At 37.2% G+C, this 21,219-nt stretch carries 11 protein-coding genes; 5 read left to right on the forward strand and 6 right to left on the reverse strand.

From position 1 onward, the window contains the following. Window positions 1–3: 3 nt before the first annotated feature. From BHE19_RS02630 to BHE19_RS02645, 4 genes are all read right to left on the reverse strand, one after another. On the reverse strand, window positions 4–1,470 hold the full coding sequence (locus BHE19_RS02630) for a glycoside hydrolase family 30 protein (protein ID WP_070905830.1): 1,467 nt from the start codon (window positions 1,468–1,470) through the stop codon (window positions 4–6). A gap of 86 nt (window positions 1,471–1,556) precedes the next feature. Next, a complete protein-coding gene (locus BHE19_RS02635; RefSeq protein WP_070905831.1) occupies window positions 1,557–3,017 on the reverse strand; it encodes a glycoside hydrolase family 30 protein in 1,461 nt (486 codons plus the stop codon). Window positions 3,018–3,154: 137 nt separating this feature from the next. After that, window positions 3,155–4,702, reverse strand: coding sequence for a RagB/SusD family nutrient uptake outer membrane protein (locus BHE19_RS02640; protein ID WP_070905832.1), 1,548 nt, complete (start codon window positions 4,700–4,702; stop codon window positions 3,155–3,157). Window positions 4,703–4,721: 19 nt separating this feature from the next. Continuing rightward, complete coding sequence (locus BHE19_RS02645; protein WP_017498001.1) at window positions 4,722–7,853, reverse strand: SusC/RagA family TonB-linked outer membrane protein; 3,132 nt, start codon at window positions 7,851–7,853, stop codon at window positions 4,722–4,724. A 343-nt stretch (window positions 7,854–8,196) separates the two neighbouring features. On the opposite strand from BHE19_RS02645, the gene BHE19_RS02650 reads away from it, so the two are divergent. Next, window positions 8,197–11,079, forward strand: coding sequence for a helix-turn-helix and ligand-binding sensor domain-containing protein (locus tag BHE19_RS02650; RefSeq protein WP_070905833.1), 2,883 nt, complete (start codon window positions 8,197–8,199; stop codon window positions 11,077–11,079). Between the two features lie 35 nt (window positions 11,080–11,114). On the opposite strand, the gene BHE19_RS02655 is transcribed toward BHE19_RS02650, so the two are convergent. Together BHE19_RS02655 and gldJ are read right to left on the reverse strand one after the other, a co-directional pair. Further along, complete coding sequence (locus BHE19_RS02655) at window positions 11,115–12,401, reverse strand: UDP-N-acetylmuramoyl-tripeptide--D-alanyl-D-alanine ligase (RefSeq protein ID WP_070905834.1); 1,287 nt, start codon at window positions 12,399–12,401, stop codon at window positions 11,115–11,117. A 107-nt stretch (window positions 12,402–12,508) separates the two neighbouring features. After that, entirely contained in the window at window positions 12,509–14,197 is a 1,689-nt protein-coding gene (gldJ, locus tag BHE19_RS02660; RefSeq protein WP_017497229.1) for a gliding motility lipoprotein GldJ, read from the reverse strand. Between the two features lie 213 nt (window positions 14,198–14,410). On the opposite strand from gldJ, the gene porU reads away from it, so the two are divergent. The 4 genes from porU to pdhA all read left to right on the forward strand — a co-directional run bounded on the left by porU (window position 14,411) and on the right by pdhA (window position 21,218). After that, complete coding sequence (gene porU / locus BHE19_RS02665; RefSeq protein WP_070905835.1) at window positions 14,411–18,250, forward strand: type IX secretion system sortase PorU; 3,840 nt, start codon at window positions 14,411–14,413, stop codon at window positions 18,248–18,250. A gap of 41 nt (window positions 18,251–18,291) precedes the next feature. Then, the gene (gene porV / locus BHE19_RS02670) at window positions 18,292–19,500 is read left to right on the forward strand and encodes a type IX secretion system outer membrane channel protein PorV (RefSeq protein ID WP_070905836.1); all 1,209 of its coding nucleotides are present in this window, start codon (window positions 18,292–18,294) and stop codon (window positions 19,498–19,500) included. A 78-nt stretch (window positions 19,501–19,578) separates the two neighbouring features. Next, the gene (gene cdd, locus BHE19_RS02675) at window positions 19,579–20,061 is read left to right on the forward strand and encodes a cytidine deaminase (protein ID WP_017497232.1); all 483 of its coding nucleotides are present in this window, start codon (window positions 19,579–19,581) and stop codon (window positions 20,059–20,061) included. A 158-nt stretch (window positions 20,062–20,219) separates the two neighbouring features. Continuing rightward, window positions 20,220–21,218 (forward strand): pyruvate dehydrogenase (acetyl-transferring) E1 component subunit alpha, encoded by a 999-nt coding sequence (pdhA, locus tag BHE19_RS02680; protein ID WP_017497233.1) that lies wholly within the window; start codon window positions 20,220–20,222, stop codon window positions 21,216–21,218. Window position 21,219: the final 1 nt, after the last annotated feature.

Genomic DNA, 21,219 nt, shown 5'->3' on the forward strand with positions numbered 1-21,219 from the left:
AGGCTAGTACACTAACGTTTGCATGGCATGAGCCGGTATAGTAAACGTTTTTTTCACCGCATTGATTGCTATTTCGTACACCACTGCTTTGTCTGACTGATTCATTACAACGGTGGCAATTTTTCCGTTTGTATTTAGAAAAGAAGTGCTTAATACACTTTTGTCGCTTATTACATTTCTAATTCTTTTCGCTCCCGGTTGGATGAATTTTGAAAAATGTCCAATATAATAGTACATCGGTGTGTAGATCAGTTCATCTTTCGTGGTATCGGCATGAATAGGGGCAAAACAAAAATTACCAACATGATTGGGGCCTCCGTTTTGATCCAGCAAAATGTTCCAGTCCGTCCAGCCTGTCGTTCCGTTGTTAAAATCATTGATCATATTGATTCCGTATCGTTCGGCATTTCCCCAAAACTGGAATTTCGAAGCGTCAAATTTTTCGATACAGCCTTCGGTAAACAGCAGATTTTTACTTGGAAAAGCTTCATGCACGTTCCCCACAGATTCAAATTTCGGACTACCTCCGTTCCAGGTTTCGTACCAGTGGAATCCAATTCCCCAGGCGTATTTGGAAACTTCAGGATCAGAAAAAACCAAATTAGCTCTTTTCTCTAGCATCTCTCCGCGGTTGTGGTCCCAAATAATGATCTTTTTAGACCCCAATCCTTCTTTTTCTAAAGTAGGCCCCAGAAAATTTTTCAAAAAATCTCTTTCGGCTTCCGGGGTGTAAATGCAAGACTCCCATCTCTGACTTGCCATTGGTTCATTTTGAATCGTCAGTCCCCAGACCGGAATTCCTTCTTTTTCGTATGCCTTTATAAATTTAGCATAATAATTGGCCCATGATTGTGCAAACTGCGGCAATAAAACGCCGCCGTGCAAAATATCATTATTGTCTTTCATGAAAGCCGGGGGACTCCACGGACTAACAAATAAAGTTAATGTCCCGCCGGCTGTTTCAATTGCTTTTTTGAGTAATGGAATTCGGTATTTTTTATCGTGATCAATAGTAAAGGTTTTGAGCTCTTTGTCGCCTTCCTGAATATAAGTATAACTTTCGCTGCTAAAATCACAGCTATGCATATTGGTTCTGGCCAAAGAATACCCTATTCCTTTATTTTTATCATAGTAAGCGGTTAGAAATTCCTGTTGCTTTTTGGATGACAGTTTAGCAAAAACTTCTGCACTGGCATCGGTAATGGCTCCGCCAATTCCTAAAAAAGTCTGATCAGTTTTTGAAGGATCAATCGCAATTGAAACCGTTGATTTTGTTTGCTGTGAAGCTGAATTTAAAATGAAATTATTGGATAATGACAATCTTAATTTGGGGTTTTCGGCAGTAGTATATACTTGTATTTTGGGGTTTGATTTAAATGAGGGTGCTGCAGACTGTGCTCCAACTTTTGAAGAAGAAACGAATTGCAGCACTAGCAATGGGGCGATTAAAACTCTATTTATGGCTTTCATGGTACACTCAAAACGATTTCATTATTATTAAAAAGCAAGGGGCGAAACGGACGAATCAGATTGCCCCTCTAACTAACTCCAAAATTTTAATAGACCAGCGTTTGTATCGCGTGTGCAGGAATTTTTACAATGGTCTGTTCTGTTGCAATAATAAAATTATAGGTAATAGCATTGTCGGTATTGTTCATCACTACGGTTGCCATTTTTCCGTCAGTATTTAAAAAAGAGGTACTTGACAAATAACTGCGGCTTACCGAAGTACTTACACGAACGGCATTCGGACGAATGAATTTTGAAAAATGCCCGATATAATAATACGATGGGGTGTAAATGAGTTCCCCTGTAGTGGTATCTGCATGTATGGGTGCGAAGCAAAAATTGCCTACATGGTTCGGTCCTCCAAATTGGTCCAAAAGTATATTCCAGTCTGTCCAGCCCACGGTTCCGTTGTTAAAATCATTGATCATAGAAGTGCCGTATCGCTCTGCGTTTGGCCAGAATTGATATTTTGCAGCGTCAAATTTCTCGACACAGCCTTCTGTAAAAATGAGTTTTTTGTCCGGATATGCTTCATGTACTCTTGCGACATTGTCAAACATCGGCTGAGCTCCTGTCCAGGTTTCGTACCAATGAAAACCCATTCCCCAAACATATTTGGAAGCTTCCGGGTCGGAGAAAATAACATTGGCTCTCTGTACCATTAAATCACGATTATGATCCCAGGCAATAATTTTTACCTTTCCCAAGCCTTCTTTTTTTAAGGTTGGTCCAAGGTAATTCTTCAGAAAATCTCTTTCCTGTTCGGCAGTGTACAAACAGGATTCCCAAGTTTGGGTGGCCATGGGTTCATTCTGAACGGATGTTGCCCAAATTGGAATTCCTTCTTTTTCGTATGCTTTTATAAATTTTGCATAGAAGTTTGCCCACGGTTGATAAAATTCCGGGAGTAATGTTCCGCCTTTGAGTACATTCTTATTGCTTTTCATAAAAGCATTTGGTGACCACGGAGTAGCATAAGTAATCATTTTTCCGCCTGCCGTTTTTAGGACCGCTTTAATCATTGGTAAACGGTATTTGCGGTCATGATCAATCGAAAATGTTTTTAAATCTTTGTCGCCTTCTTCGATATAAGAATAACTTCCGCTGCTAAAATCAGAACTTTGAATAGTTGTTCTTAGCAATGAATAACCGATTCCTTTTTGAGTATCGTAGTAAGCGTTTAAAAATTCCGTCTGTTTTTCTTTTGATAATTGGGCAAAAATTTCGGCACTTGCATCGGTAATGGCACCGCCAATCCCCAGAAAACTCTGGAAACGTTTGGATGGTTCAACAAAAACGGACAACTCTGTTTCTATAGGTTGTCTGGATGCGGTAAAATTTAAATGATCTGTTGGTGTTAATCTTAATTGTGTATTCGCTGCTGTGGTATAAACCGTTATTTTTTTATTGGTAGTGGTAAATTTTTGTTGCTGTTTTTGATTTTTCTGTTGTGGAAAAACAGATAAAGAAAAACATAAACAAGTAATAATATAGCCAATCTTTCTCATTGAGTATGTTTTAATAATTGAGACTTTGATCAAATTTCTTAGTCAAATGATTTCCGGTTTGATTTAAAAATAGCCCATACTCATAATGATCATGGGCTATTTACAACCAACCTTAAACTTAAACTTAACTTACTTCATTATTGTGGATATCCCTGATTTTGAACCATCTTAGTGTTATTGAATTCACTATATGGAATTGGGAATGCTTCATTTTTATTGGCCTGAAATCCTTTGAAAGCAAGTTTGGCAGCAGCCTGACCTGTTCTCACCAAATCAAACCAACGATGACCTTCACCTGCAAGTTCTAATCTTCTTTCGGCTAAAATAGCCGGAATAGAAACCGGTACTGATGTTAATCCGGCTCTTAATCTAACAGCATCTAGTAGTGCCTGAGCTCTTGCTCCTGTTCCTCCTAAAGCTTCAGCCTCTAATAAATAAGTATCTGCCAAACGAATAACGTAAGTATTGATTCCAAAATTTAAGAAAGGGTTACTTGCTTTGATATCGGCATTAACCGGTGCATATTTAATAAAATGATATCCAGTCTCCTGATAACTGTCTTTGTAAGTAATCAAAGTGTTTGGATCTTTATCCGGATCTCCAGTAGCTCTTGCAGTCTTTGCATCAAAAATAGTAGACGCGAAACGTGGATCGCTTTTCATTGTATTTGCCAGATCTGCGGTAACAACACAAAAGCCCCATCCATTAATATAATCTGGTAAAAGTGCTGCTTTTCCATATTTTGTTCTGGAATAATCTCTAATTCCCATCAACTGAGCGGCAACGTTACCTTCGTCATCACCTCTTTCAAAATTCCCCCAATCTGCATTGGATTTATCGGTATAGGTAATTTCAAAGATAGATTCTGAATTGAATTTTTTGGTATGATCCCATAAAGAAGCGAAAGTATCCATCAGCTTATAGCCAAAACTACTTGTTCCTCCGGGAGTTCCGTTTACTTTTGCCAATTCAACCGCCGCCTGTGGCTTTTTGTTATCGTATAAATATACCTTTCCTAAAAGTGCTGTTGCAGCTCCTTTAGAGAATCTTCCCAACTCAGGTGCAGGTATGGTCATTGGCAAATCAGGAATTGCTTCATTTAAATCTTTTTCAATTTGTGCATAAACCTCGTCCGGTTTAGCCTGCATAACTAAAGGAATTTCGTTTTTCGTTAGTGGTGTCAGAATCAAAGGAATATTCTTAAACATTCTCACCAGATCAAAATAATAATAAGCACGTAACGCTTTTACTTCTGCGGCAAATCTTGCTTTCTTAGCGGCATCCATAGGAACATTCGGAAGTTTTACCAACATAACGTTGCATCTCGCTACACCTTTATAATAATCTGCCCAAATTGCTGGTGGAATATTAGCCGGACTAACAGAATAGTTCGATGCCACCTGTAGTCCAGGCTGATCGTCTGAACCACCCCCACCTGCATAGAAGTCATCGGATGCAGAGTTTAAGAATAATAAGGGCGCATTTTCCATTGCTCCTGCAAACTTTCCTAGTTTATCGTATGCTGCTACCAGACCTGAATAAGCCTCGGTTTCGTTTCTGTAAAAATTATCTTCCAGTACTACTCCATCTCCCTTTACCTCCAATTTTTCATCGGTATCGCACGATCCAAGTGTAAGTAACACCCCAAAAGCGAATAATGATTGTTTAAAACTTATAAGTTTCATAATATCTTTTTTTTTAAATTTAAAATTGCAAATTAACTCCTAACATATACGATTTTGCCTGAGGGTAATATCCTCTGTCAACACCCTGTACGTTGTTCATTCCGGCTGTAGTAGGACCTCCAATTTCAGGATCATAACCTGTATATTTGGTAATCGTCCATAAATTTTCTCCTGTTACATACAATCTTACTTTTTGCAATGAGATGCTTTCTATCCATTCTTTTGGAAATGAATATCCAAGTTGGATTGTTTTGAATCGGAAGAAATCTCCTTTTTGCAAATTGAAATCTGATGGATTTGTAAAGTTTTTGTTGGAATCATCAGTAGTGACTCTCGGATAACTGTTTGTTGATCCCGGTCCTGTCCAGCGTCCCATAACTTCTGTTTGATAATTTGCGGTAGAAATATCAAGTCTTCTCAATCCCTGATAGATCATATTTCCTCCTGCACCCTGACCGAAAACTAACATATCAAATCCTTTGTATGCTAAGTTCATTGTAAATCCATACGTGAATTTAGGCAATGAAGTTCCTAAGAAAGTTCTGTCGTTAGCTCCAATTACGCCATCTCCATCCAAATCCTGCCAACGGAAATCTCCCGGTTTAGCATTAGGCTGAATTACTTTTCCTGCCGCATTTTTATAAGAATCAATATCGGCCTGAGTCTGGAAAATACCATTTGTTTTAAATCCGTAGAAGGAGTTATACGCATGACCAACTTCCGTTCTGTTGATTTCATAAGAACTGGACTGTACCGTTTCGTCTCCAACTAAGAAATTAACTCCTTTGTCTATATAAGTAATTTCATTTTTGATGTAAGAGAAGTTTCCATTAACAGACAGGTTCAATTCTCCAATTTTCTTACGGTAGCCTAATTCAATATCTACACCGCGGTTTTCCATATCTGCTAAGTTTGCATAAGTATTACCTGTGGCTCCAACATAACCCGGAATTGGCACTTTCATTAAGATACCTTCTGTTTTTTTGTTGAAAAGGTCCACACTTAAATTGAAATCATGCAATAAAGTAGTTTCGAAACCAATGTTAAGTTGTTTGGTTTCTTCCCATTTCAAATCAGGGTTTGGAATCGCATTCGGACTTTGTCCGTTAACAATTACCCCACCGATAGTATAGTTTCTTTGAATTCCAACTGTAGAAATGTATAAGAAATCAGGAGAGGAATCATTACCCGTAACTCCATAACCTCCTCTTATTTTTAAAGTATTCACGATTTTATTTTCTCCCCAGAAATTTTCTTTGGAAGGAACCCAGCCTAAAGATACTGACGGGAAAGTTCCGTATTTATGGTTTGGTCCAAAGCGTGTAGAACCATCACGACGAAGAATCCCGGTAAAAATATATTTTTCTTTGTAATCGTAGTTTAATCTGGAAAACAAGGACTCCACTCTGTGTTCTAAAGCTTGTGCATTGTAAGCGTTTGCTATTTTATCAGAAATTGGAATGTCAACATTAAAAGAAGCTTCGGCATGTGTCGTAGCCGGTACACCTCTGTAGGTGATATCATTACCGGAAGTAATATTATCAACATAAGTACCTTTTCCAATTAAAATACCGAAATGATGATTTCCAATTTTCTTATCGTAGTTTAGAGTGTTCTCCCAGTTCCAGCTGAAAGATTTTTTGTACGATCGGAACAATTCATTTACATCTTTTTTGGTAGCTCCGTTTAAGTAATAAACCGGTGTAAAGTTATCTGAACCGTAATAGGCTAATTTTCCACCTGCAGTAGATTTGAATTTTAATCCGGGTAAAATTTCTGCTTCAGCAAAAATATTTCCAACAAAATTATCTGCAAAATCATTATTTCCTAATCTTGTTTGCGTATACGCTAATGGATTTGAAGTTTCCTGAGTTACAATTGTCGAGATACCGTAATAATTTCCGTTTGCATCTCTAAGCGCATTTTTGTTCTCGTACGGAGTACCTGCCCCGGTTGCCGCACCCGGTGCAACAAGTACCGGTGTTAACGGATCTAAGTTTATGGCTGACGACAAAGGCCCTCCAAACTCATCATTGGTATTTCCTACACCAATTGTTTTTTCGTGAGAATATCCTAAAGTTTGACCAATTTTAATATACTTCCCTAATTTATGGTTAGAGTTCAAACGGATATTTTTTCTGTTGTAATTAGAAATATCAGAGTTTACAATACCTTCCTGATCTGTTAATCCAAAAGACATGTAAAAAGTTGACGTATCATTACCACCGCTAAAACTTAGCTCATGAGAAGAACGTTGTGCATGATTATTAAAAATTACATTCTGCCAGTCTGTTCCGTTTCCAACATTTGCAGGAACGGTGTATCTATTCGGAGTTCCGCCATTTACGTTAGCTTCATTCATAATAGTTACGTACTGATTAGCATCTAGTAAATCTAATTTTTTAGCTGCCTGAGATGTTCCTGCAAAACCGGTATAGCTTACTGATATTTTACCTGCTTTACCTTTTTTTGTAGTTACAAGAATAACTCCGGCCGCTGCACGAGAACCATAAATAGCTCCTGAAGCGCCATCTTTAAGCACCTCAATAGACTCGATATCAGACTGGTTTAGGTAACCAATACCTCCATTATCAACAATTACACCATCTACAACCCATAAAGGATCATTATTGTTTAATGTAGTAAAACCTCGAATACGTATGGTCGAAGCTGATCCCGGTTGTCCTGCATTTGCTGCAATAGAAACCCCGGAAACTCTTCCTTGTAGCGCTTGTTCTACCCTTGTTATAGGGAGACTCTCTAAGTCTTTTGCCTTAACACTGGATATAGAACCTGTAACGACACTTTTCTTTTGTGTACCGTATCCTACTACTACAACTTCATTTAGGGCCTGAGATTCCGCTTTTAACTTAACATCAATTTTAGTTCTTCCGTTTACAGCTTCCTGTACTGTATTATAACCTACAAAACTAATTGTTAAGGTGCCGTTTGCAGGAACATTGATCTGAAATTTTCCATCGAAATCAGATGCTGTCGCTTTATTTGTGCCTTTTATTAAAATAGACGCACCCGGAACTGGCATTCCATTTTCATCATTTATGATTCCGCTTACTGTAACATCCTGCGCCATTGTGACAACTGAAAACAACAGAAACGAAAAACAAAAAATAAGTAATTTTGTTAATTTCATTTTTCTAAAAATTTTGGTTAATTAATTAGTAATTCGATGCAATAATAAATTTAAAATTTCAGTATGTGTAATTAAAATTCATTACAAAAACACATCAACCTATAAATTCACACCTTACAAAAACACATCAAATTATGAATAATTTGTTGATTTTTAGGATTTTAAAAATCATTTTATACTGTTATAGAATTGTTAACTAAATAAAATAAACACTACATTTACTAAAAATGAATTATTTTCGATTTTATGGAAAAATTCTATAGAAAAACACAATATTCCGATTGCATTAATCCAAAAAAAGAGGATTACAAAACATTACTAATAAAAACACTGATCTAAAATTATGAAATTCGCAAATGCATCTATTTCGATTTTTATCCTTTTTATACTGCCTTTTACTCTTTTTTCCCAAGTAAAAAACATTGGATTACCCGCAATCAAAAACTATAAGCGATCCGATTATAAAGGAGGCACTCAAAATTGGAATATTGATCAGGATAAAAATGGCAACATCTACTTCGCAAACAATAACGGCTTAATACAGTTTGACGGATCAACCTGGAACAAATATCCGCTTCCCAACAATACTGCTATCAGAAGCTTAAAAATAGACGGCCAGTCCGGCAGAATATATGTTGGCGGAAATAATGAATTTGGTTATTTTAAGAGTGATGCAAAAGGCAGATTACAATACCATTCCCTTTCTGCGTTAATCAGTAAAAAAGACAGCAGAAACATTAACCTGATCTGGAGAATACATCTTTATAAAGGAGAAGTCGTATTTCAATCTTTCACCAAGGTCTTCTTTTACAAAAACAATAAATTACGCCTTATCAATGCCCCGAGAAGGTTTCAATTTTCGTTTCTTATAAAAGAACACCTATATTTTCAGGATAAAGTTCTGGGTATTTTAGAATACAAGAACCAGAAACTAAGTCCTTTAAAAGGAACCACTGCTTTAAACGACAAAGAGATCTGGGCGATGTTTCCGCTACCCAACAACAAATTACTTTTTGCAACCTTAGAAAAAGGACTTTTTACTTATGACTATAATAGCATTACCCCTTGGGAAACCGAAGCAAATAGTTTTATCAAAAAGAACACCTCTTTGGGCGGAGCTATTATCGGAAACAAATTCATCGTACTCAATTCGGTTCTCAATGGCGCAGTCATTTGCGACCTGAATGGAAAAATCCTTCAGCATCTAAACCGACAAAAAGGACTCCAAAACAACACGGTACTGACCTCTTTTGTTGATAATAAAAATAATCTATGGCTAGGACTGGATAACGGAATCGCCTTTATAAACCAAAACTCTCCTTTTACCTTTTTTGACTATAGTTATAATATAGGTACTGTTTATGCATCTGTAATTTTCAACAAAAACCTGTATGTTGCTACCAATCAGGGTTTATTTTATCATGCCTGGAACACACCTTTTAAAGACGAACCATTCAACCGCGTCGAGGGTACCATTGCACAAGCCTGGAACATTCAGATCATCAATAATACACTTTTGTGTGCAAGTAATAGCGGCGCCTTGGTAATTGATCAAAACAGAGTGTCAAAAACACTGGACAATAAAGGTTATTTCGGCTTCAAAACCATTCCAAACCACCCCGGTTACATTATTGGTGAGAGTTACAGTGGTTTTTCTATCTTTAAAAACTCAGCAAACGAAATCAGTTATGTCAATCAGGTTGAGGGATTTGACGAGACGACAAATACATTTGAAATCGAGCTTGATAATAATTATTTGTGGCTGAAAAAGGATCCTTATCTGTATCAGATGAGATTGTCTGAGGATTTAAAAAGATTTGACCTTGTAAAAAAACACGCTCACATTTCCACATCAAAAAAAGGAATAGGAAGTCTTCAATTGATCAACAACAAAGTTTACTTTCAAACCAAAAATCACTTTTACAGATACAGTGACGAACAGGAAGACTTTTTTGAGGACAAAAAGGTAACCGCTTTATTCGAAAAAATTCCGACTGTAAATACTATAATAGAAGACAAATACAACAATTTATGGTATTCCTACAATGAATCACTTGGCGTTTTAATAAAAGGTTCCAATGGAAAATACATCCGCACGGAAGCTCCATTTTCCAATTTAACAGGTAATCTGGTAAACAAATATATTTCGGTCAATACAATCGATCCGGAGAACATTTTTATAGGACTAACCGATGGACTTGCACATTATGATTCTCAAATTTCAAATAAATTCATCACAAAACCTAAGGTCTTTTTTGAAAGTTTCTCCTCTACCAGCGATACTATTATGACAGGTAATCTTGAAAAACCACTAACAGACCTTTTAATTCCTTATCAATCCAATCATGTCAAATTTACGTTCTCCTCTCCTACTTTCGAAAATCAGGAAAATGTAACCTATTCCTATAAATTAGAGCCATTTGAAGAAAACTGGCGCAATTGGTCGACCACCTCTATAAAAGAATACACCAATCTAAGAGAAGGCAAGTACACCATGAAAATTAAAGCAAAAAACAGCTACGGCAGAGAGTCTGATGTGTCTGAAATCATTTTTACCATCTCACCTCCCTGGTACAGACATTTCCTGGCCTATCTGACCTACTTTTTATTACTTCTGGCAGGAATTTATATTGTTTCAAACAGAATTAAACTCAAAATCAGGAAAAACAAATATTATGAAACGATAGAGCAAAGAAAACTGTATCTTGAAAAAGAATCAAAAATAAAGCAAAAACAATATGAGCTGGCAAAAGAAATTGAAAGACTAAAAAATGACAAACTCCAGATAAAAATCCTCGCCAAAGACAAAGAACTGGTGAGCAATTCCCTGCAGGTTGTAAAGAAAAACAAAGTCTTAAATGGTATCATTCACAAACTAAAAGAAATCGACAACGATGCTCTCGACGAATCGACAAAGTTTCAGGTGAGCAAACTAAATAAAAGCATTGTAAAAGAGGTCAACACAGACAAGAGCTGGAAAGACCTTGAGAAGCACATCAAAAACGTACATTTTGAATTCTTAAAACGCTTAAAAGAAAAATACCCAACAATTTCTCCGCGCGAACTGGATTTATCCACTTATTTACTGATGAATATGTCTACCAAAGAAATAGCCGAAATTATGAATATTTCGACAGGCGGAGTGGAGTTGGCACGCTACCGACTCCGGAAAAAACTAGGTTTAAACAAAAAAGAAAACCTGATTGGATTTCTGATGAGCATCTAAAAACAAAAAGGCATTCTGTAGAGAATGCCTTTTTATTAGTTTATAAATTCCAATGTTCGTTCCAAAGCCATACCTCTGGATCCTTTTATCAGAATCGTATTTTCTTTAAAATGTATCGTCTTCAAAAACTCCGCAAAAGCATCAAAAGTTTCAAAAAACTGAAGTTGATCGCCGGCCACTTTTGTTTCGTAAAAATACTTCCCAATCAAATAACAAACGGATTGATTTTGATCGGACAATGAATCTACAATTTGTTTGTGTTCCTGCAGGCTTTCGTCGCCAAGTTCAAACATATCACCTAAGATCATGACTTTATTCGAATTTTCCAATTGCAGGAAATTAGTAATAGCCACAGCCATACTACTTGGATTAGCATTATAGGCATCCAGAATAATTTCATTCGATCCCTTCTTTAATAATTGAGATCTGTTGTTCTCCGGTATGTAATTTTCGATTGCCTGTTTTACCGCCTTATCTTCAACTTTAAAATAAGCTCCCATTGCTACAGCCGCATTGATATTATTTGCGTTGTAAAGCCCAATTAAATGTGATTCTACACTAAAATTATCGTACCCGATCACCACAAATGGATTGGCCTGAATACTATTGATTTTCAGGTTTGCCTGAGCATTATTCACTCCAAAAGTAAAAGATTCAATTCCGGCTGATTTTTCAATCTGGATTGGATCTTCGAGATTAACAAAAGCAATCTTATTGTTTTTCGCCAGATATTGGTACATCTCACTTTTACCGATAATTACTCCTTCAACACCGCCAAAACCTTCTAAATGTGCTTTTCCGAAATTGGTAATATAGCCAAAATCAGGCTGCGCAATCTCACACAAGAACGCTATTTCTTTCTTGTGATTTGCTCCCATTTCAACGATTCCGATTTCTGTATCTTTTGTAAAAGACAACAAAGTCAGCGGAACCCCAATATGATTATTTAAGTTCCCAACAGTTGCTTTGGTTTTAAACTTCTGAGATAAAACTACATTGATCAATTCCTTGGTAGTTGTTTTTCCGTTACTTCCTGTTAAAGCAATAATGGGAAGTTTCAAATATGCTCTGTGATACTTTGCCAGTTCCTGCAATGTTTCTAAGCTGTTTTCCACCAAAATTGTTCTGTCGTCAATAGCATAAGCGGCATTGTCAATAACCACAAATAAGGCTCCTAATTCTATCGCCTGCGAAGCAAACGTATTCGCATCAAAGTTTTCTCCTTTTATAGCAAAAAACATAGAATCCTTTTCAATTTTCCTCGTATCAATTGAAACTGATTTACATTTTAAAAACAGATTATGAAGGTCCTGAATATTCATTTATAAAAAATTTTACATATTAAAAATAAGCAATAAAAAAATTCCAAATTCCAAAAGCTGAGTAAATCAGTTGGAATTTGGAATTTTTTTATTGAATTTTCTAGAATTTAGTTTCTAGGTGATTTTCTTTTCTCAGATTTAGCACCTACTCTAGACATTGCACATCTAAATCCGATGTAATCAGTTGCCATATCCTGAGGGAAATATCTTCTTTGACCCGGATCCAACCAATAAGCTCTGTCTCTCCATGAACCTCCTTTGTAAACTCTTACATTATCATCGATCAATGTTGTACGTTTACTTGAGTTATCATATTTCTTAACCATCTGACCTAAACTATCTGTTGTGATATTGTGTTTAGGTGAGTTGTACATCGTCTGATCTGCTTTTGATCCTGATTCAGAATCTCCGAAATCAAAATACTTAGAAGATTGCTTGTCTCCGTCTCTGTAGTTGATGTTATTACTTGTATCGAAGTTAGTTCTTAAGTAAGTTTCATTTTCATCAACAGGAACCTGAGCGATTTCTCCAGGTAAATTTGTTGCTACTTTTTTACCGTTACTTAATGTTTTGTATTGAATATTATCTTTAGTAATAATTTCAATTTTACCATCTTTCCCGATTTTGTTTTTAGCATATTGATTTCCTCTAAAGTAGTTGAAATCATTTGCTTCGTTATCGATAATAGGTCTGTAAACGTCAGCAACCCATTCGGCAACGTTTCCTGCCATATCATACAATCCAAAATCGTTAGGAGCGTAACTTTTTACAGAGTTTGTAATATCTGCACCATCATCAGACCAACCTGCAATTCCACCGTAGTCACCGTTTCCTTGTTTAAAGTTAGCCAATTGATCTCCTTTGTTTTTACGTTTTGAAGAACGTGTGTAATCACCAGACCAAGGATATTTCTTTTGTCCTTTATAGATATTGTATTCTCTTTGTCCAACATCAGCAGCAGCAGCATATTCCCACTCCGCTTCGGTAGGAAGTCTGTATTCCGGCAAAATAAGTCCTGAAGAACGTTGTGCATATACATTTTTCTCTTCCTGAACAACACCGTCTTTACCTGCTTTAGGTTTTTTTCTTCCGCTAGGGTTTTTCTTTAACACAAGCTCTTCATTACCTCCATAAGTTGTACTTGGTGAAGCAACGTAACCTTCTGTATTAAATAAACTTTCAGCGCTAACATCCTGAGTTTTTGCTCCTCTTTTAAGGTAACCGTTTTTCTCTAAAACTGCTTCGTTCACACGATCAGTTCTCCATTTAGCAAATTCAACAGCCTGAATCCAATTTACACCTACTACCGGGTAGTTTGCGTAAGATGGGTGTCTTAAGTAGTTGTTTGTCATCGTTTCGTTGTATCCTAAACGATTTCTCCATACTAAAGTATCAGGAGATGCTCCTTCGTAAATATTCTTGTAATTTTCTTCTGTTGGTGGGAAAACTTTCTTTAACCATTCCAGGTACTCTAAGTACATACCGTTCGTAACTTCAGTTTCATCCATATAGAATGACTGAACGTGTTGTTGAGTTGGTGTGTTATTCCAATCGTGCATAACATCATCTTGTACTTTACCCATCGTAAATGTACCTCCCTCAACAAAAACTAAACCAGGACCAGCCTGTTGTTTTTTTCCTGCATTTCTGGCAGCAGTTCCATTCTGACTGTCTACGTCCCAACCAGTTGCCCTGGAGGCATGACTGGAACTCGATTTTTTGCTACAACTAGCCGTGCCTAACATCAATACCATTGACATCATTAATTGCAAGACTACAATTTTGTTTACTTTCATACTCATTCTTAGGTGATAAATTTAGGTGCTGCAATATAATAATTAACATTTAATTGGCAACATCTGTTCTAATAATTTTATTTCGCTGTTTTTTACCAGAAAATAACCTATTGTTACGAACGCAAAAATATACTTTTTATTATTTACTGTAACATGAAATACTATATTTTTACCTACTAAAATATTTTTAATTAAAAACCGTTTTATTCGCTAATGAAACAAGTCCTCATCTTATATCTTTTTCTCCTTCCATTTATCTCATTTTCCCAGATAAATGGTGACTTTACGTTAGATTGGCAAAACAAAAAGGAGATGAGTTTTGGCGACTCAAAATTAAAAATACCGTATTTTTCCGGAAACAGTTTTCGGTATGATACTACTAAAAAAAGCATAATATTACTGCTCTATCTGACTGAGTCCGGTTATTCAAACTACAATTCGATTCAAATTTTCAACGTCATTTACGAATCTGTTTCAACTGCCGATCTGGGTGACCTTTCGCTCGAGAATATCCCTGAAAAACCAAATGAGACTCTTAAAACAACTACCTCAAGAGACCTAAAGCAGGTATTTTTATCATTATCGCCTATTATAAAAGAAGGAAACAGCTTCAAACGAATCCGATCTTTTTCTTACAAAAAAACGACTGATAACGCTGCAAAAAACAACAACACTTCTTCCTTTCAAAAAGCAAATACGATTTACAATTCTGTATTAGCCACGGGAGACTGGTATCGTTTTTACATTGAAAAATCGGGCGTCTACAAAATTTCGAGATCTTTCCTTCAAAGCCTGGGATTTGACCCCGGAAAAACAGACCCGAGGAGAATCAAAATTTATGGAAATGGAGGAAAAATGCTTCCTCTTGCCAACAACACTTATTATCCGGAAGATCTGGCAGAAAATGCGATTCAGATCGTTGGCGAAACAGACGGCGTATTCAACAACGAAGATTATATTCTTTTTTATGGGGAAGGCGTTGAAAACTGGAGCACAGAAAGCCAGACTAACCTGAACTTGTACGACACCAAATCCTATTATTACATTACCACTACAGGTGGTGATGGAAAACGAATCGTTCCTCTAAATCAACCCACCGGCAACAGCACTTTAGAGCTCAATACTTTCGACGATTATCAATTTCATGAGATCGACAAAATAAACATTGCTCACCTGGGGCGTCAGTGGTGCGGAGAATCTTTTGACATTACTCAGGAGCAGGAATTCAGCTTTAACTTTCCCAACATCGACACTTCAGTACCTATAAAAATAGAACTCAAAGCAGCCTCAGCAGCCTATACTCCTACCTCGTTTACCATTTCTGCCAACGGACAAAATGTAGGCAATCTTAATTTTCAAGCCTTGGCACTAAATTCTGATATCAAATATTACAATCAGGAATTACCATCCAACGCAGCCTTTACCGGAGCCGAAAATGTAAAAATAAAACTCACCTACAACAATAATGGTGTTCCGGGATCAAAAGGATATCTTGACTTCATAAATCTGACTGCCAAAAGAAAACTTCTGGGCATCGGTAAACAATTCAGATTTCAATACAATTTAGCAGGTTCAACTCCCGGAATAGCCAATTACACCATCGGAAATGCTGCGGCTATTTCTCAAATTTGGGACGTTACAGATCCCACAAACACCTTAAAAATAGAAAACAACAACCAAGCTAACTTAAGCTTTAAGACATCATTGGGCGAAATCAGAACATACATCGCCCTTGACCCTGCCGATTATTACGCTCCTTTAAAAGAAAGCCAACCAAAAGTTGCGAACCAAAATTTAAAAGGAACACTTTTCAGGAATGCTCAAAACAGTTTTCAAGACATCGACTATATAATTGTGACGCCAAAAAACCTTGTTTCTCAAGCTGAAAAACTAGCCACTTTCCACCGGATAAATTCTAATTTAAATGTAAAAGTAATTCCGCTGGAAAACATCTATCAGGAATTCTCTTCAGGAAAGCAAGACGTGGCTGCCATTAGAAACTGCATTCGATACCTCTACAATAATGCCTCAACTTCCGAGAAAAAACTTAAATATGTAAATCTGTTCGGAGACGCCTCATTTGATTACAAAGACCGAATTACAAACAATACCAACATTGTACCTGTATATCAGTCCGTCATCAGCAACTCTACCGGAGAAGCCTCATTTGCCTCAGATGATTTTTACGGACTTATGGATGCCAATGAAGGCATTGTCGTTTTCCCTTTTGGAGGAATTGATATCGCAGTAGGCAGAATGTTAATTTCAGACAATGCTCAGGCAGCAGAAATGGTTAACAAAGTTTTAGAATACCACGACCAAAAATCATTTGGAAACTGGCGTAACAATGTTGTCATGGTAAGTGATGACTCTGACCGAAGCTCAGACGCAAGCCTACAATCACGCCAGAACACCCTGGCCGATGCAATCTCTACCCAAAAACCATTTTTAAATGTAGAAAAGATTTTCCTCGACGCCTACACTCAGGAAGCTTCCGCAGGAGGATCAAGATACCCGAAGGCAAGAACCGATATATTTAATGCTTTCGAAAAAGGCGCTTTAGTCTTTAACTATCTTGGACATGGTGGCGAAGACGGTCTCGCAGCCGAAAGAATCTGGGAAAAATCAGACGGTCAAAACCTGAACAATCAATACAAATACCCCTTATTCATTACAATAACCTGCGAGTTTTCAAGATTTGATGACCCAACAAGACCAACCGCAGGAGAATATACTTTTTGGAATCCAAAAGGAGGGGCCATCTCCATGTTAACCACCATTCGCGCCATAGGACAATACAATGCGGAAAACTTCAATGACAACCTGAACAAAAACCTGTTTTCATACGGATCCAACCAATACACGAGCATCGCCGAAGCGCTTCGAATTTCTAAAAATGAAAATCCAAGTTCATCCAGCAATGTCATTTTTTACATTGGCGACCCTGCTTTGATGCTTGCCATTCCGAAACCAAAAATTAATTTAACAAAAATAAATGACATTGCGATTTCTCAGCCTATTCCTGATTTCAAATCTTTGTCAAAAATTAAAATCACAGGAGAAATAACAGACGAAAACAACACGCTACTAAGCAATTACAATGGCGAACTGGCAACCGCCATCTTTGACAAGCTAATCACTACCAGCACCCTAAATAATGATGGATATAGCCCTGCAATGTCATTCAAAATACTGGGAGAAACTATTTTTAGAGGAAATGCTTCGGTAACCAACGGTCAGTTTGAATTCAGCTTTGTTGTACCCCGAGACATCCGTATTCCTGTTGATTATGGCCGAATCAGTTTTTATGCCAGAAAAAACCAAACACTTGAAAATCAATCAGGTTACAACACCAATATAAAAATTGGAGGAATAAATGAAAATGCTCCACAGGACAATATAAGTCCAAAAGTGAAGTTATATATGAACGATGAAACTTTTGTATCGGGAGGAATTACAAATGAATCGCCATTTTTGCTGGCGTTTCTTGAAGATGAAAATGGAATCAATACAGCAAGCGGAATCGGGCATGATATTACAGCAGTGCTGGACGGCGATGTAAGCAATCCTTTTGTTCTAAATGATTATTATCAGACAAAACTTGACGATTACACCAATGGAAATTTACGTTTTCCATTGCGAAATCTTGCTGCCGGAATGCACACGATAACATTTACAGCATGGGACGTTTACAACAATCCTGTAACTAGTGAAATACAATTTATAGTTGTTGGAAATGAATCGCTGACCCTAACACACGTTCTTAATTATCCTAACCCATTTTCAACCTATACGCAATTTTGGTTTTCACACAACAGACCTTATGAACCTCTGGATGTGCAAGTTCAGGTCATGACTATAACAGGAAAAGTAGTCTGGACAAAAAACCAAATCGTCACCACAGAAGGTTTTTTATCGAGAGATATAACCTGGGACGGGAAAGATGATTTTGGCGATCGAATCGGGAAAGGCGTATACATTTACAAACTCACTGTCAAATCTAATTTAACAAATAAAAAAGCAGAAAAATACGAAAAGCTTGTCATTTTATAATATTCTATATATTTGTATCACCAACACCATACCTAACATAAATGAAAAAAATATCGCTTCTATTAATTTGCCTTTTAATTATTCCGTACGCAAAAGCTCAAAACATTGAACGCCCTATTACTACAGGAGTACCTTTTTTACTTGTCGCAGCTGACGCAAGAGCTGCAGGTTTAGCCGATCAGGGGGTCGCTACATCAGCCGACGCTTATTCACAACAATGGAACCCTGCGAAATATGCTTTCTCAGTAGACAAGCAAGGATTCTCTATCAGCTACACCCCTTATTTGACAGACTTAGCCAATGATATTTCATTAGGTCAGGCAACCTATTACAACAAAATTAACGAACGAAGTGCCTTTGCAGGAAGCTTCCGTTATTTTGGCTTTGGAGACATCGAATTAAGAACAACCGGAGACCCAAATGAAGCCGCAAGAATCGTTTCTCCAAATGAGTTTGCCTTAGACGGTTCTTACTCTTTGAAATTAAGCGAGAAATTCTCAATGGCAGTAGCCGCAAGATACATTCGTTCTAATCTGAAAATTGCTTCTGAAGAAATCGACGCGTCAGCTTCAGGCTCTTTCGCTGTAGACGTTGCCGGATTCTACCAATCAGAAGAAATTGCTTATGCTGATTTTAACGGAAGATGGAGAGGTGGTTTCAACCTGCAAAATCTTGGACCAAAAATAAGTTACGATAACGACAATATCAGTTCCAACTTTTTACCGGCAAACCTTAGATTAGGAGGAGGTTTTGACTTTATCTTAGACGATTACAACAAACTAGGCCTTAGCGTTGAATTTACCAAACTTTTAGTTCCAACACCTCCGGGACCGGGAACTCCTGTAGATGCAAATGGTGACGGTGATTTTACAGATCCGGGAGACATTTCTCAGTCGCAAGCTGACGCAGCAAAATACAAAACCTACAAAGACATTGGCTGGGTATCCGGAATTTTTAAATCTTTCGGGGATGCTCCGGGTGGTTTCAGCGAAGAATTAAAAGAAATCACTTATAGTGTAGGTGCAGAATATATGTATCAGGATGCTTTTGCTGTAAGAGCAGGATATTTCCACGAAAGCCCTGTAAAAGGAGCCAGACAATTCTTCTCTTTAGGAGCAGGATTCAAATACAATGTAGTAAAAGTTGACGTTTCGTATTTATTTTCAACATCAAAAGTTAAAAATCCGTTAGAAAATACACTTCGTTTTTCTTTAACCTTTAACTTTGGCGACAAATACGAAGTATATTAAAACCTGAAAATAAAAAATTAATAACAATCCAAATTCCTGTTTCTTCAGGAATTTGGATTTTTTTTCCCTTAAACAGAAATGAAAGAAATAAGCATTACATCATCCTTCAACATTTATAACAACCTTGAAGAACTCCCAAAAGACATTCAGGAGTTAATGAGTCAGGCGGTCGAAGTTCGCAAAAAAGCATATGCGCCCTATTCTCAATTTCGGGTTGGAGCTGCTTTACTTTTAGACAATGGAAAAATAGTAGTAGGATCTAATCAGGAAAATGCAGCATATCCTTCAGGATTATGTGCTGAACGCGTTGCCATTTATCATGCCGGAAGTGTATATCCGGAAGCCAAAATTCTAAAAATGGCTATTACAGCAGCTTCAGACACTAATCAGACCACAGCACCAATTCCGCCTTGTGGATCTTGTCGTCAATCTATTGCAGAATACGAGATCAGACAGGACACCCCAATTGAAATCTTTTTTATGGGAGAAATCGGCGAAGTTTACAAATCGGCATCTCTAAAAAATTTACTCCCGTTTATGTTTGATAAAAAGTTCTTGTAAAAAAAAGCCAAAAAGTAGCTTTTAAATTTTACTTCTTACTAGGAATGTCTTATTTTTGCATCCCGACCTTTCGGGCGCAAATTTGTGGGAGGAAACTATTTTGCGTTACAGGCAACAATTGATAACACAAACAAACTTTAGCAAAAGAAAGAATTCAGATGAAAGAAGTTACAAAAGAGGTATATTTAAAGTGGTACGAAGACATGCTACTTTGGAGGAAGTTTGAAGATAAACTTGCAGCATTATACATTCAACAAAAAGTTAGAGGTTTTCTACACCTATATAATGGTCAGGAAGCTGTATTAGCAGGAGCTTTACACGCTATGGACCTGACCAAAGACAAAATGATTACTGCTTACAGAAACCACGTACAGCCAATTGGTATGGGAGTTGATCCTAGAAACGTAATGGCAGAACTTTTAGGAAAAGCAACCGGTACCTCTAAAGGTATGGGAGGTTCTATGCACATCTTCTCTAAAGAACACCGTTTTTACGGAGGACACGGAATCGTAGGTGGACAAATTCCTGTTGGAGCTGGTTTAGCTTTTGCTGATAAATATTTCAACACTGGCGGAGTTACTATGACCTATTTTGGTGATGGAGCTGCGAGACAAGGTTCTTTACACGAAGCTTTCAACATGGCAATGTTATGGAAATTACCGGTTGTATTTATCGTTGAAAACAACGGTTATGCGATGGGAACTTCTGTTGAAAGAACAGCAAACCACACCGACATCTGGAAACTTGGTTTAGGATACGAAATGCCTTGCGGACCTGTTGACGGAATGAACCCGGTAAAAGTTGCCGAAGCAATGACAGAAGCAATCGACAGAGCACGTCGTGGTGACGGACCAACTTTCCTTGAAATGAAAACGTACCGCTACAGAGGACACTCTATGTCTGACGCACAATTGTACCGTTCTAAAGAAGAGGTAGAAGAATACAAAAAAATTGACCCTATTACTCAGGTTTTAGATGTAATTATGGATCAAAAATACGCTACAGAAGAAGAAATCGAAGTAATCGACCAAAGAGTAAAAGACCTGGTTGAAGAATGTGTGAAATTCGCTGAAGAATCTCCATATCCTGAATTACAACAATTGTATGATGTAGTATACGCACAAGAAGACTATCCATTCACACCTCATAAACTATAAA

The sequence above is a fragment of the Flavobacterium tructae genome, from assembly GCF_001853485.1.
GTDB classification, from domain to species: Bacteria; Bacteroidota; Bacteroidia; order Flavobacteriales; family Flavobacteriaceae; genus Flavobacterium; species Flavobacterium tructae.

Bases quoted from the DNA above. Each gene is read 5' to 3' on its own strand.
- cdd (WP_017497232.1), top strand. From the start codon at position 19,579: ATGAAAGAAATAAGCATTACATCATCCTTCAACATTTATAACAACCTT.
- gldJ (WP_017497229.1), bottom strand. From the start codon at position 14,197: ATGAAAGTAAACAAAATTGTAGTCTTGCAATTAATGATGTCAATGGTA.
- BHE19_RS02630 (WP_070905830.1), bottom strand. From the start codon at position 1,470: ATGAAAGCCATAAATAGAGTTTTAATCGCCCCATTGCTAGTGCTGCAA.
- pdhA (WP_017497233.1), top strand. From the start codon at position 20,220: ATGAAAGAAGTTACAAAAGAGGTATATTTAAAGTGGTACGAAGACATG.
- BHE19_RS02635 (WP_070905831.1), bottom strand. From the start codon at position 3,017: ATGAGAAAGATTGGCTATATTATTACTTGTTTATGTTTTTCTTTATCT.
- porV (WP_070905836.1), top strand. From the start codon at position 18,292: ATGAAAAAAATATCGCTTCTATTAATTTGCCTTTTAATTATTCCGTAC.
- BHE19_RS02655 (WP_070905834.1), bottom strand. From the start codon at position 12,401: ATGAATATTCAGGACCTTCATAATCTGTTTTTAAAATGTAAATCAGTT.
- porU (WP_070905835.1), top strand. From the start codon at position 14,411: ATGAAACAAGTCCTCATCTTATATCTTTTTCTCCTTCCATTTATCTCA.
- BHE19_RS02640 (WP_070905832.1), bottom strand. From the start codon at position 4,702: ATGAAACTTATAAGTTTTAAACAATCATTATTCGCTTTTGGGGTGTTA.
- BHE19_RS02645 (WP_017498001.1), bottom strand. From the start codon at position 7,853: ATGAAATTAACAAAATTACTTATTTTTTGTTTTTCGTTTCTGTTGTTT.
- BHE19_RS02650 (WP_070905833.1), top strand. From the start codon at position 8,197: ATGAAATTCGCAAATGCATCTATTTCGATTTTTATCCTTTTTATACTG.